Consider the following 13,781-nt stretch of genomic DNA (forward strand, 5'->3'; position numbering starts at 1 on the left):
AACATGTTTGCGAAGAAAAATAGCCTTTTTTTTGTTGAAATCAGGAATGATCAGTTTTTTTGTGGCTGACTAATTAATCAGTCAAATAAATCAGCGAAATGACCATTACTATATATCAAGTATGGAAAGACGAAGTACTAGATTAAGAACATTAAGTCATCAGATAAGTGGATCTGTTGTGACTGTGGATAATAACGGGTATGAGCAGGCTCGCGAAATCTGGAATAAGGCTGTTCCCGCTAAACCAGGCCTGATTGTGGAGTGCCGTACTGAAGAAGATGTCCTCCGTTCAATTGAGTTTGCCGATCGACATGATTTGGCTTTTTCACTGCGCAGTGGTGGACATAATATTGCTGGCCGAGGCCTGCTTCACAATGGCATGACACTTAATCTCAGGCACCTGAACAAAATGGAAGTTGACCATAATTTTTGCAGGTTGCATGTGGGTCCTGGTGCAATACTGGGCGATATCGATCGTCTAACTTCGGCTCATGACCTTGCTGTTCCATTGGGTGTTGAACCCACGACCGGTGCTGTTGGATTGACGCTGGGGGGAGGGATGGGGAGACTGTCCTGTCAATATGGCCTGAGTTGCGACAGTCTTGTCTCTGCCCGTATGGTTCTGGCAAATGGTCAGGTGATTGATGTATCAGAAAATCATTATCCTGAGATTTTCTGGGCGATCAGGGGTGGTGGTGGCAACTTTGGTGTCGTTACTGAAATGACCTTTACCCTTCATCCGATACCCAGAACGTTTATTCATGGCGGTATCGTTTATGGTAAAGAGAAGGTTATCCCCGCATTACAGATTTATCGGGAGATATTAAAGCAGGGCGATCGAAAATTGGGGCTGGATGCCGCGTTGATCGTCGATCACCAGGGACAGAAGTCTATTTTATTCAACGTCTGCTTCAATGGAACCCGGGCTGAAGCAGAAGACAGTCTAAGGGTTCTGGATTCGCTGGGGAAACCGTTGAGCCGCCGACTGATTGATAAAACTTATCCCGAGGTTCAGTCCAGTGAGCATATGCCATTTGGCTTTTATAATTATTATCAAAGTAGTATGACGAATGCCTTGCAGGATGAGCTGATTGAGATATTGGCAGAGGCGTTGAATGTTGTTCCGGTTCCTGACAGTGAGAAAAGTGAGTTTTTTATCGCTTTTCAACAAATGGGCACTGCAATCAGCGATCAACTTCCAGAGGCCACTGCATTTGCTCACCGTGATGCGCTTTGTAATATTATCCCGATCAGTCATACCCGCTCTATGACCTGGCACCAGAAGACAAAGCAGTGCATTGACCTCATTCAGGAACAAATAGCGCCTTATTGCTCAGGCTTTTATACCAATGACTGCAATGATACCAACTGTCAAAATGGAGAAGCATTTTTTCACACCAATTTGCCCCGTCTTAAATTGATTAAACAGCAGTATGACCCTGACAATTTGTTTAATCGAAGTGTCGATATCAGTGGATGTCACCAGGGCCTTGCTGCTGGAAGATAATCATTCTCAGTTGCAGGGGTTTCACGCCCTCCAGTCTGCTCGATAAGTTCCTATTCCCTTCAGTAATTGCCTCAAACCTGATAAAAAATTGATCTGGATCAATCGGTTATCTATTGATCAGATCTTATCATCTATGCCGTTTCACCAGTTCATTATTTATTCAGAGATGCATTTTGTAAGGCTCTTTTGTAAGGCTCTTTTGTAAGGCTATTTTGTAAGGAGTGCATCTCAACGCTACCTGGTTAAGGAACTGGTCCCGGTTTTATTGATAACGGTAAAATAAATGAAGAAACTCCTCGATAGTGCGCTGTCGTCTGTCATCAAGCGAAGAACATTTATGAAGTGGGGGACTGCTGGCGGTGCAGCTGCTGTGGTTGCAGCGAATAGTTTGCCGGTTCAGGCCTCAGCAGTATTAAAGCAGGTTGCAGGTGCTACAGGACAGGATGAGATTAAATCCGTCTGGTCTTCCTGTACAGTGAACTGCGGTTCCCGGTGTGTCCTGCGTCATCAGGTGAAAGATGGCGTTATTATTCATACCGAAACAGACAATACGGGTGAAGACGTCTACGGTGACCATCAGGTTCGTGCTTGCCTGCGTGGTCGTTCTTTCCGTAAGCGGGTATACAATCCTGATCGTTTGAAATACCCAATGAAACGGGTAGGGAAACGAGGTGAAGGCCGGTTTGAGCGAATCAGCTGGGAAGAAGCATTTGATACCATCGGGGATAACCTGAAGCGCATTAAAAAGGACTACGGTAATGAGGCTATCTATCTCAATTACTGTACCGGTACATTGGGAGGAACCGTTTCAAAGTCCTGGCCTCCTTCGGCTACCCCTATTGCTCGATTAATGAATTGCTGGGGCGGTTATCTGAATCATTATGGTGATTACAGTACTGCACAAATAACGGTTAGTCTGCCCTATCTGTTTGGTGGTAGTTGGGTTGGTAATAACTGTACGTCAGATCTTGTTAATACACGACTGGTGGTCAATTTCGGTAACAATCCTGCAGAAACCCGCATGAGTGGTGGCGGTGTTATTTATCATCTGACAGAAGCTCGTGAGCGCAGTAATGCCCGCATGATCACCTTTGATCCGCGCATGACAGACACTACGCTGGGTGCCAATGATGAATGGATTCCACTGCGTCCGGGAACTGACGCTGCTCTCGTTGCGGGCATGGCCTGGGTCATGATCACTGAGAACCTTGTGGATAACGATTTCCTGAGTCGTTACACCACTGGGTATGATGAAAACTCTTTACCCGGCAGTGCTCCTGAAGGTTCATCCTGGACGTCTTATATTCTCGGAAAAGGCGCTGACGGGGTGGCTAAAACGCCTGAGTGGGCGGCAAAAATCACGGCAGTCCCTGCAGTAACTATCATTCGCCTGGCTCGTGAAATTGCCATGACCAAGCCGTGTAATATCATGCAGGGATGGGGACTTCAGCGTACGGCCAATGGTGAGCAGGCCAGCCGGGCTATCTGTATGCTGGCGGTAATGACCGGTAATGTCGGGATTCCCGGTGGTGGTACCGGTGCCCGGGAAGGCAGTTATTCTATGCCATTCGCATCTTTCCCAACATTAACAAATCCAGTAAAAACCTCTATCCCCATGTTTCTCTGGACCGATGCCATTCATCGTCATAGCGAAATGACGGATAAAACCGATGGTATCCGGGGTGCTGAACAGTTAAGCCAACCCATTAAATTCATCTGGAACTATGCGGGTAACTGCATAATTAACCAGCATGCGGATACCAATCGTACCCATGAGATTCTGCAGGATGACAGTCAGTGCGAAATGATTGTTGTCATCGATAACCATATGACGGCCAGTGCCCGATATGCGGATATTCTACTGCCTGACCTGACCGCAGCAGAGCAACCTGATTTTGCACCCAACGGTTCCTGCGGAAATATGGGGTACACAATTTTTTGTGATACCGCAGTAGAACCATTGTACGAGTGTCGTTCGGTTTACGATATGTGCACCGGTATTGCCAAGCGTCTGGGCGTTGAGCAACAGTTCACTGAAGGCCGTGATCAGGAAGCCTGGTTGCGTCATATCTATGCCAAATCCCAAGAGCTTAACCCGGGGTTGAGTGATCTGGATTTTGATACTTTCCGTCAGTTGGGTATTGTCAAACAGAAGAATCCCGGTGAGCCGCATGTTGAGTTCCGGGCCTTCCGCGAAAATCCTGAAGCTAACCCGTTAGCAACGCCTTCCGGGAAAATTGAGATTTATTCCCAACGACTGGCTGATATCGCTGCAACCTGGGTTCTGGGTGAAGGCGACACTGTTCGTCCATTGCCAGAATATGCCTCTTCCTGGGAAGGGCATGAGGCATCTCATACCAAACAGTATCCACTGCAAATGTTTGGCTTTCACTATAAAGCCAGAACGCATTCTACCTACGGTAATGTTGACGTACTTCGTGACAGTAATCGGCAGGAAGTCTGGATTAACCCGATGGATGCTGCTCAGAGAGCGATCAAAGACGGCGATATGTTGAAGGTTTGGAATGACCGTGGTGAGATTCGGATTGCCGCCAAGGTGACTGAACGGATTGTTCCGGGTGTGGTCGCTATGGGCCAGGGTAGCTGGTATGCCCCGGATAAAAAGGGGATAGATCGTGGTGCCTGTATGAATACGTTGACGACTCAACGCCCATCACCGCTGGCTAAAGGCAATCCTCAGCACAGTAATCTGGTCGAAATCGCTAAGGTCTGAAGGAATAAAGTTTGATGATTCAACTTGGATTTTATGTAGACACGGCCAAGTGTACGGGCTGCAAAACCTGTCAACTGTCGTGCAAAGATGAAAATGACCTGAAAGTGGGCATAAACTGGCGCCGGGTCTATGAATACGGCGGCGGTAACTGGATTCAGAATGAAGACGGTACTTACGCTCAGGATGTGTTTGCTTATTACACCTCCATCAGTTGTAACCATTGTGCCAAACCAGCCTGTACCAAAGCCTGTCCAACGGGTGCGATGCACAAGCGGGAAAAAGACGGTCTGGTGATGGTGAATGCGGATGTATGCGTTGGCTGCCGCTATTGTGAAATGGCCTGCCCATACGGTGCACCTCAGTTTGATGCTGAAAAGAAGGTGATGACCAAGTGTGATGGTTGTTACGACCGCGTTGATCAGGGCAAGAAGCCAATCTGTATCGAATCCTGCCCGCTGCGGGCGCTGGACTTTGGTCCGATCGAAGAGCTGCGTGCTAAATACGGCACTGAGGCGGATATCGCGCCACTGCCGGATTCTTCACTGACTGAACCATCGCTGGTGATGAAGGCAAGCCGTCATGCCAGGCCTTCCGGTGACAAGACCGGGCGCATTATGAACACACGGGAGGTGTAACCATGCAACAGTTGTCACTGGTTATCTTTACGGTTCTGGCACAGGGAACCGTGGGTCTGTTTCTGGTACTGGCTACGTTACTGATGTTCAATCAGGATGCCAAACGCAAACAGCTGCTGACCCGGATGATGGGCGTGGTGCTGGTCATGCTGGGTATCGCCGGTGGTGCGGCCCTGGCTCACCTGGGGCAGCCGCTGCGGGCCTTTAACGTGATCTTTGGTCTTGAGCATCTCTCAGCCCTGAGTGTTGAAATCATGACCACCAGTCTGTTTGGTGGGGCGGTGTTCACCTATGGTGCAATGGCTCACTTCGGGATTCTGGAGAAGCTGCAGAAGCTGGTGCTGACGGGTGCCATGGGGCTGGGCATCCTGTTGCTGCTGGCTATTGCTAATGTTTACACGCTGACTACCGTACCGGCATGGAACAGCGGCTGGACTATCTTCCAGTTTGTGATGACGGCGTTTGTGATAGGTCTTCCTGCTGCTGCGCTGCTGCTGAGAAGTCAGTCTGCCAAATTGGGTACATTCCAGAAGAACACCGATCGTGCGCTGGCAACCCTGGGTTTTGTCACCCTGGGTCTGGTGCTGGTTGGTTATTCGTTGTACCTGTTCTGGCTGGGTCAGGTAGAACTGCCGGTTAACCCGCTGGGCTTGATGGACTACCACGGTAGTCTGATTCTGGCCCGCCTTGGCCTGCTATTTGCTGGCTTGGGTGTCTGGGTCATTGCGGCAACCCGAGGCAGTAACTCTGGGGTAGGTCTGGCAGCAGTGAGCACCGTTCTGGTACTGACTGCTGAACTGTGTGGCCGTATTTTCTTTTACGACCTGCATATGTTTGCCAGCGGAATGTAAGAGAGGTTAGGGTTTTTCCCTTTTTGCAGCTGCGAGAGGGGAAGGTTTATCGAAGCCAAACTTTCTTGAATTTTCAAGGAACTCTGAAAGGTTAGCTTGCGGGCCCACACTTCTAGTACGCAGGTATTTAGCATTGTCGATTTGCTTAACGAGAATAGACGTTGCTTTCTTGAGTATATCTCGCGTACTTTCTGATAAAGCCTCTTTTGATTGTTTCTCTATATATCCTTTAACACTGTTCTTAAGCTTCAAAAAATCTTGCTCACGTCGTTTACCTGCGTAACACTTTTGACTTTTTCTGGCTTGATTCGCGCTCTTCTGGTCAAGATGAAGCTTATTTTTTTTAGGTGGTGGGGTAAGTTTTGCAATTATTTGATGATGTTCATCGTTGCTGATAAGGCTGGCCGCGGCCTCCATAATTTGGTAGGAAGGAAGACGCGCTATTGTTGTTATATTAAGGCTGGTAGCTACTGAGTTTGCCAGTTTAATTATTTCAGGTGTTTTTTTATTAATATCTTTGGGATCTAAATCTGAGTTTGTGTGCTTTCCTTCTGTGTTACTCTTTGGATCAGTCTTGGTTTTACTATCTTGAAAGTTCTTTTTAGCACTTTTGCGTGCTGGCTCACTATTGGTGCCTGAATTTTCCTCTTCACTATCTTCATTGGATTTTCGATCCCTTTTGCGTGATTGCTCACTGATAGTGTCTGTATTTGCCTCGGTTGTATTTGACGTAACTACAAAATCTGCGGTAGTTGAGTCTGAGGCTTTACTTAATGATTCCAGCGCTAACTCTGTCTGAGTTGCTTTTGTAATTTTTGGAGTGGAACGCATTTGGTTAACTTCCTGTAAATTCGCAGTTAGTTTTTCCTGTAGCTGATTTAACATTTCCAGAGTAGTATTGAACTTGGCTTCAAGAGCTTCAGTATTAGATTCGAAGCTTGTTATTGATTTCTGAATTTTTTCGTTACCTTTTTCTGTTGTCCGCTCAAAATTATCTGAAGCGGATTGGTATGATGCTTTTATGTCTTGATAAATGGCATTTTTTACACCATTAAGTGCACTCGCTAGATTCTCTAAACCTTCAGTTTCTTTTCTTACCGCGCAACTCATTTCCGTTATTTTTTTTTGACAAGACGAAGTGGTTTCTTCCAGTTTTTTTGTGGTCTCTGATAAGCATTTGTTTACGGATTCTTGGATAGTGGTTTCTATTCTCAATTCATTTTGAGTAGTTGTAGTGATTGGTTGGGATATGTCTTTGGTTGGTGGCTGACTCAGAAGTACGTGGTCGGGTTGCGTCTGAAGCACAGCTTGATTTTGGTGTGAATTTAAGAATGCTGCGTTAATTGAAGGAAGGGGGGTGGTGGACTTATTGCCCGGTGCCGCGTCAAATAAATAATGAATGTCTACTTGAGGATCGGTGTGGGAATGAAGTCGAAAATCTGTGTCATATGTGTCTTGCGCTAAAAATGATGGCTGCTGGGCAGGGGCAGGTTGCCATAATACAGGGAGTTGCATAGAGGCGTTTTGAATATCCCAATAGTTGATCTGGTTTGAAGAGGGCTGCGTTGTTCTACTATCCTGATGGTTGTTTCTCCTCAATCCCTGTGTGTAATAATTTTGCATATTTGCATAAGTCTTCTTGCCGCCAGATTGATCAAAAGTAGTGCTTATCTCAGTATTCTGGTGAGGATAGCAGCCCATTCTTGGATTGAGATGCGAATTAATATGCTCGTTCATACTGTACCAAACCTCTAGAAACAAGTTATGTAATAATCTTAGAAGACCGTTTCATTAATGATAAGTTCAATATTTCACCCTTTGGCTGTTCAGACTACGGACTATCAGAAAGTCCGTGGGGACGAAGTTTTCGGAGGGGCTCTTTAGGGGATGGGAATGTCAAAGGTTTGTTTCAGTTTATGGAACTTTTAGGAACTGTCTCGAAATAACTTACACATTGCTGAGCCTCTAAACTCCGTTCGTCCTGAGCTTGTCGAAGGACCCATAGGGCCTAAAGGCGTGAACTCCGGACCCAAGTATTGTGCCAAGCATCCTTCGACTCCGCTCAGGATGAACGGAGTCCGAGTTCAAAATGTCTGAATTATTTAAGGACAATTCCTAAGTTGGTAACCCGCTACGGTAATTCAGGTATAAATACCGGTTTAATGATTATCTAAACAAGGTATTTTTAACGGAAATTCTCAAGTCTACAGGCCTCTGATTTCGCAGTGTCCGATTTACAGAAAATAGAAAATGAACAGCTGGTATCTCCCTCCAGACGGGCTTTTTTCAGGCGTTTCAGTCCTGAGCATGAGCCTGTGGTACCGGGTAGTCGTTATCCACGCCCACCCTGGGCGGTGGAGAACAAGCTATTTCTGGCACTATGCACCCAATGTGATCAATGTATCGATCAATGCCCTATGCGGGTACTGGGTCGCTCCGACGAAAAAGATGAAATACTTGCTGGTCGACCGGTATTAGATCTCTCTTATGGAAGCTGTGACTTCTGTGGCCAGTGTGTGGATAACTGCCCTTCAGGAGCCCTGGATCGAGAGGAGGGTAAAAAACGACAGGTGGTTCCTAAGTTGTCAGGCAGTTGTCAGGCAGAGCTTGGGTTGTATTGTAATCTCTGTGAAGAAGCCTGTCCTGAACAGGCTATCCAGTTCGGAGCCGATAAAAAACCGGTTATTGACCTTGATCTCTGTACCGGTTGTGGCGAGTGCGCCATGGATTGCTATAGCCGGGTTTTGATGATGACTGGGGTTTGATTCAGTCAGGGCACTGGAGCCATGCTACTTTTTTCAGATCGTAGTAATAACAGGCCTGGCCACCGCTGGGGCTGATATTAGCGTCTGTTTGTCGGTAAATGGGAAAGCGGCGATAGAGCTGTCCAGCCATTACCTGAAACTGGTCGTGCCCCATATAGCCCAGTCGTTGCTGTTCTGACAATCCAGCCAGTTTAAAGGGCTGATATTCGTCGTTTACCCGCTGCAAACCCTGCAGGTCAGGGTAGCTGCCACTACCGACAGAACGTGTCAGCAGAATCACTACCGGATAACCTGATGGCTCTGGCAATAGCCAGAGTCGTTCCAGAGATCCATCACGTTCCAGTTCCAGATTCTGTTGTTTACTCTTGTTATGGAGAGGGTAATGGAGAGCGCTGTGCAGGGTGATTTGCAGGGTACCAATGGATTCTGGTTCATGCCCGGGGACGGTGACGCAGACTTCCACCTGACGGTCACGGGCTGACAGGCCCGGGCAGTCAGGTACTGTATCCTGCTGATTTTTCAGTGTGCCACAGGCAATAAGGGTGCCTGAAACGAACAGTGTCAGCAGTGGTTTCAGGCTTTTTTTCAAAAAAAGAGTCAAGAGAGTCAGGAGAGCAGGGTTTTCTTTCTGGGGATACCCAGTCTTTGACGTCTTTCCCATAGTGTTTTCCTGCTGATACCCAGTTTCTGGGCCAGCTCGGTTTCTGTCATCTGGTTCTGGTGTTCGAGGACAAAGCGCTGGAAATAGTCTTCCAGGGTCAGGCCATCGTGAAGTTCTTCAGCATCCGGTCGGAACAGTGTCTGTTTAACCCTAACCTCTATATCCATATTTTCCAGTGTAATGATATTGTCTTCTGAAAGAATGACCGCCCGTTCGAGGGCATGTTCCATTTCCCGTACGTTGCCCGGCCACTGATACTGAGCAATCGCGGCCATGGTTTCTGGCGCCAGGGAGAAAAGTTCCAATCCCATTTTTTTACAGGTTTTGGCCAGCAGTTTTTCTGCCAGCATCAAAATATCATTGCCTCTTTCCCTGAGCGGAGGGATACGTAACTCAATCACTTTCAGTCGGTAATAAAGGTCCTCACGAAATTCATTCTGCGAAGCAAGCTGTTTGAGGTTTCTGTGGGTGGCGGCAATCAGGCGAACATCAACTGACAGGGACTGTACGGAGCCAACACGACGAATTTCACCTTCTTGCAGGACACGAAGAAGCCGGGCCTGTGCTTCCAGGGGCAGCTCACCAATTTCATCCAGAAACAGGGTTCCGCCATTGGCCGCCTCAATCAGGCCGGTACGGGCTGAAGTGGCTCCGGTAAATGAGCCTTTTTCGTGACCAAACAGCTCAGACTCTATCAGTGATTCCGGAATCGCTGCGCAGTTGACACAAATCATCGGGCCATTGATGCGTCGACTGTTCTCGTGCAGGGCTTGGGCCACCAGTTCCTTACCGGTTCCGGATTCTCCCTGAATCAATACAGTGGCATCCGTAGGCGCTACTTTTGTGATTTGTCGGAACAGTAGTTGCATACCATCACACTGCCCTAAAATACCATTGAATCCCTTGCCAGGCCGTTTCTCTTTATCGGTACTGGCAGCAACTTCCGATTCAGCGGTAACCTTTGATGACGATTGTTTTTTTATCGCTTCAGCAACTCTCTGCAGCATTTCTGCATGGTCGAATGGTTTGGCAATATAATCCACAGCCCCTTGCTTCATGGAGGACACCGCCGAATTCAGGCTGGCGTAGCTGGTCATGATCAGTACGGGAATACCGTTCGCCAGATTAATCATTTCAGTACCCGGCTTGCCGGGAAGCCTCAGGTCACTGATGATCAGTGAATATTTATTCTGTGACGCAGCCTGTTGTTGAAGTTGTACTTCTGCCTCATGAACGGAGCCTGCCTCGGTAACCACATACCCTTGTCGTTCCAGTAAACGCCGCAATGATGCCCTGATAATCTCTTCATCTTCGACGATTAGTATCTGACCCTGACTCATGTCATATCCCTCTGAAATTCCAAAGGCTGCTCCGCTATGCTGGAATCCGTAACCTTCGAGTCCGTGACGGATTCCGACTCATGGCGTGGCAGCGAGATGATGAAACAGGATCCTCGTCCTGTCACCGGGTCCAGCGGACTAACCACCTGAATACTGCCAAAGTGTTCTTCGATAATATTCCAGGTCAGTGCCAGACCCAGGCCTGTGCCTTTACCGGCCTCTTTTGTGGTGAAAAATGGCTCAAACAGTTTTTCCTGTATTGTTTTGGGAATGCCGTGTCCCTGATCTTCTACACAGATGGTCACTGTGTGCTGGTTGGCGGTGGTACTGACTGAAACAATGCTTTCAGAATCACTGGCAACCTCTGAGGCATCGGCTGCATTTTTCAGCAGATTGATAAACACCTGTTGTAATTTTTGACGATTACCGCTGATACAAAGGCCGTCAGAAGATAAATTACGGAATAGGATGTTGCTGTTCTTATGGTTCAATTGCAACAGGCTAATGGCTTCCTGAATCGTACTGTAAATTTCTACCGGCTCTGTGGACAGTGACCCGTTATCATCCCGCCGTTGCTGTCCGCCATTTTGTCCACTATGGGCATAGGATACGAGGGTTTGCACAATACGACTCACCCTTTTGGTCTGCTCCAGTATCTGACGGGAACTGTGCTGGATATCCGGGTCCGATGAAAGGGCGCTCATTTCCTGGGCAAGGCAGTCAATACCGGTAATCGGGTTGCCAATTTCATGGGCCACTCCTGCTGCCAGCTGACCAATAGACGCCAGTCGTTCACTATGGAACAGCTGCTCTTCCAGCATTTGGGTTTCAGTCTGGTCTTCAAGTAGCATCACCTGGTTACCACCAGTACCGGAAACTGGTGCCTGTATTGATGCTTTGTGGAGGCTGAAATAGTGGATGGCACCCGCCATTTCGATACGGTGTTTGGTCAGGTGGTTTTCTGGAAGATGAATAAAATCACTCAGGATCTGGTTCCAGGGCGCAGGGATGGTTTTCAGGGGCATACCCAGGACATCTTCGGCAGCAATACCGGTCAATTCCGTCATTGCCTGATTCCACAGCATAACCTCACTAAGGCTGTTTAATGGATCAGTTGCGGCGCTCTCAATAGAAGAATCAATTGAACAGACAGCCATTGGCAGGCTGTTCAGGGTATCTCTGTGATACCGTCTGAGGCTATCAAGCTCACCAGCAAGCCCCGTTAGTTTTGAATGATAGGCTTCCAATCGTGATTCCATAAAATGGATGTCTTTAGGTACATAATCATTTTCAACATCCAGCGGTAGAAAAGAATCAACAATTTCGTGGGCAACGGTCGGTCCCATGAGCCCGGACAGGTTTTTTTCAATGCGATCCCTGAGCCGTCTCAGTGAATGCGGCCGGTTATCGTCCGGTCGCATGTTCAAATCGGTCAGTGCTTTATTGATCTCTGTTTGAGCGGCAACCGGACCAAGTGGCGCACTGAGCATTTCCTGAAATTCATAAGAGGAGCGGGCTTTGGGGATTTTGTACGGCTGTTGACTTACTTCCCGAACAAGACAGGCGGCAGCAGCATTGCTCTCTTCGTCAGACATTCTGGTAAAGCTGGAGATCAGATAAAACACCAGAACATTCACGAGCAAAGATGAGGTCGCAGCAATGTACCAGCCATCGTTGGTAATGGTGCCAAAGTTGACGCTACGAATAGGGAAAATCTCAAGCCCCATGGTCAAAGGCAGCATCAGGGTAAAGAACCAGACAGTGGTTCCTGACAGAATACCCAGAATTAGCCCTTTATGATTTGCCTTACCAATATACAGGGTAGCCAGGGTTCCCGGCAGCAGTTGCAGAGCGCCTACATAGGCGACAATGCTGAGGCTGTACATATCCACTTCATTATGGAGTAGCCGGTAAAAACCATAAGAGGCGAGAATGAGTGAGGTAATGAGCAGCCGTTTAACATTGGTCAGCCAGCGGTAAATATTCTTCTGGACCTGTACGGGTTCTTTGCTCTGGTGCAGGGGCAGAATAACGTGGTTAAGCAGCATAGAAGAGAGTGACAGTGAGGTTACGATAAACAGGCCGCTGGCGGCCGACAGGCCGCCGATATAGGCGATAATGGTCAACCATCGACTGTCTAATGCCTGACCGATGGCCAGGGGAAAGTATTCCGGTGGGTATTGGTTGTCGATTTTTAAGCCAGCCCAGAGAATTAATGGCGTTGAGATGCTCAGCAGTAAAAGAAAGAATGGCAGTCCCCAGCTGGCGGTCAACAGGGCTTTCATATTGCGGTTTTCAGCGAACGTCATATGGAACATATGGGGCATCACCACGGCAGAAGCAAAGAACATCAGCAGGGTGGTACGCCAGGGGCCATCGTCCAGGTGGGAGTTCATGCCGATGATCACTTCGGAATTATCTTCCAGCCAGCTATTCAGGCCCGGTAATCCGTCAAAGATCTGGAAGATGACCACGATACCCAGCAGAGCCATGATGAGCAGTTTGAGCAAAGACTCAAAGGCGATGGCGACTACCAGCCCGTCATGCTGATGGCGACTGGCCAGGTGACGGGTGCCAAACATAATGGAGAGCAGTGTGACCATGATGCAAAAACCAAAAGCCAGTGTTTCCGGAGACGACTCCTCACTTAATAGATGGACACTGTCGGCCACTGCCTGAATTTGCAAAGCCAGCAGGGGAAAGCTGATAAACAGCAAGAGCAGTGTACTGAGCGTCCCGGCAACGGGACTGCGAAAGCGAAATGCCAGGACATCGGCCAGAGAACTGAGCTGGTAGGTTGAGGTGATTTTTAAAATCGGTATCAATAATACCGGTGCTAATAAAAAAGCGCCGCTGAGGCCAAAGTAGAATCCAAGAAATACATAGCCATCGTCGTTGGCTACGCCAATGCTGCCGTAGTAGGCCCAGCTACTGGCATAAATACCAAGCGACAGAACGTAGGTAACAGGGTGATGAACGATCTTTTTCGGAATAATTCCGCGATCCGTAGCCCAGGCACAGAGAAACAGTACGCTGAGATAGACGACACTGACCAGAATAAGCTCTTCCAGTTCAAAGTTCATCAGCGTTACCCCGAATCTGGAGGACAAAGCCCGCAACGATCAGAATGAACCAGAGAATCCAGGGTTGGTACCACTGCTCACCAAACGTAATCCACCACCCCATGATGGCGGGAGAAAAAAGGTAAATACCTATCACCAGAAGCAGAACGAGACGGTAGATATACATATTACGTCGGTACAGTTTCGCGGTTGGGCAGTCATGGTA

10 protein-coding genes are annotated in these 13,781 nt (G+C 48.0%); 5 read left to right on the forward strand and 5 right to left on the reverse strand.

The genetic code is table 11. The annotated features are described in order from the left end of the window. Nucleotides 1–178 precede the first annotated feature (178 nt). The 4 genes from RM811_RS00200 (at nt 179) to RM811_RS00215 (ending at nt 5,727) form a co-directional block, all read left to right on the forward strand. Nucleotides 179–1,507, forward strand: a complete 1,329-nt coding sequence (locus RM811_RS00200; RefSeq protein ID WP_402519478.1) for an FAD-binding oxidoreductase — start codon at nt 179–181, stop codon at nt 1,505–1,507. A 283-nt stretch (nt 1,508–1,790) separates the two neighbouring features. Beyond that, nucleotides 1,791–4,241, forward strand: coding sequence for a DMSO/selenate family reductase complex A subunit (locus RM811_RS00205; protein WP_402519480.1), 2,451 nt, complete (start codon nt 1,791–1,793; stop codon nt 4,239–4,241). 11 nt (nt 4,242–4,252) lie between these two features. Then, on the forward strand, nt 4,253–4,876 hold the full coding sequence (locus RM811_RS00210; protein WP_408919948.1) for a DMSO/selenate family reductase complex B subunit: 624 nt from the start codon (nt 4,253–4,255) through the stop codon (nt 4,874–4,876). A 2-nt stretch (nt 4,877–4,878) separates the two neighbouring features. After that, nucleotides 4,879–5,727, forward strand: coding sequence for a dimethyl sulfoxide reductase anchor subunit family protein (locus tag RM811_RS00215; protein WP_402519486.1), 849 nt, complete (start codon nt 4,879–4,881; stop codon nt 5,725–5,727). A 6-nt stretch (nt 5,728–5,733) separates the two neighbouring features. Here the strand turns inward: RM811_RS00215 and RM811_RS00220 are convergent, their stop codons facing one another. Continuing rightward, nucleotides 5,734–7,464, reverse strand: a complete 1,731-nt coding sequence (locus RM811_RS00220; RefSeq protein ID WP_402519489.1) for a hypothetical protein — start codon at nt 7,462–7,464, stop codon at nt 5,734–5,736. A gap of 488 nt (nt 7,465–7,952) precedes the next feature. Here RM811_RS00220 and RM811_RS00225 point away from each other — a divergent pair, with 488 nt between their 5' ends. Next, nucleotides 7,953–8,492 carry a ferredoxin-type protein NapF gene (locus RM811_RS00225; RefSeq protein WP_402519491.1) on the forward strand — a complete coding sequence of 180 codons (540 nt, stop codon included), beginning with the start codon at nt 7,953–7,955 and terminating at the stop codon, nt 8,490–8,492. Nucleotide 8,493: 1 nt separating this feature from the next. On the opposite strand, the gene RM811_RS00230 is transcribed toward RM811_RS00225, so the two are convergent. The 4 genes from RM811_RS00230 to RM811_RS00245 are packed head-to-tail and all read right to left on the reverse strand — an operon-like array spanning nt 8,494 to nt 13,742. Then, nucleotides 8,494–9,153 carry a hypothetical protein gene (locus tag RM811_RS00230; RefSeq protein ID WP_402519494.1) on the reverse strand — a complete coding sequence of 220 codons (660 nt, stop codon included), beginning with the start codon at nt 9,151–9,153 and terminating at the stop codon, nt 8,494–8,496. Continuing rightward, nucleotides 9,099–10,493: a sigma-54-dependent transcriptional regulator gene (locus tag RM811_RS00235; protein ID WP_402519497.1), complete on the reverse strand. Its 1,395-nt coding sequence runs from the start codon at nt 10,491–10,493 to the stop codon at nt 9,099–9,101. The genes RM811_RS00230 and RM811_RS00235 overlap by 55 nt, the downstream gene beginning before the upstream one ends. Continuing rightward, nucleotides 10,490–13,576, reverse strand: coding sequence for an ATP-binding protein (locus tag RM811_RS00240; RefSeq protein WP_402519500.1), 3,087 nt, complete (start codon nt 13,574–13,576; stop codon nt 10,490–10,492). Before RM811_RS00240 ends, RM811_RS00235 begins: the two co-directional genes overlap by 4 nt. Next, entirely contained in the window at nt 13,566–13,742 is a 177-nt protein-coding gene (locus RM811_RS00245; protein WP_402519504.1) for a hypothetical protein, read from the reverse strand. Before RM811_RS00245 ends, RM811_RS00240 begins: the two co-directional genes overlap by 11 nt. Nucleotides 13,743–13,781 lie beyond the last annotated feature (39 nt).

The sequence above is a fragment of the Endozoicomonas sp. genome (genome assembly GCF_031844845.1).
Taxonomy (GTDB): domain Bacteria; phylum Pseudomonadota; class Gammaproteobacteria; order Pseudomonadales; family Endozoicomonadaceae; genus Endozoicomonas.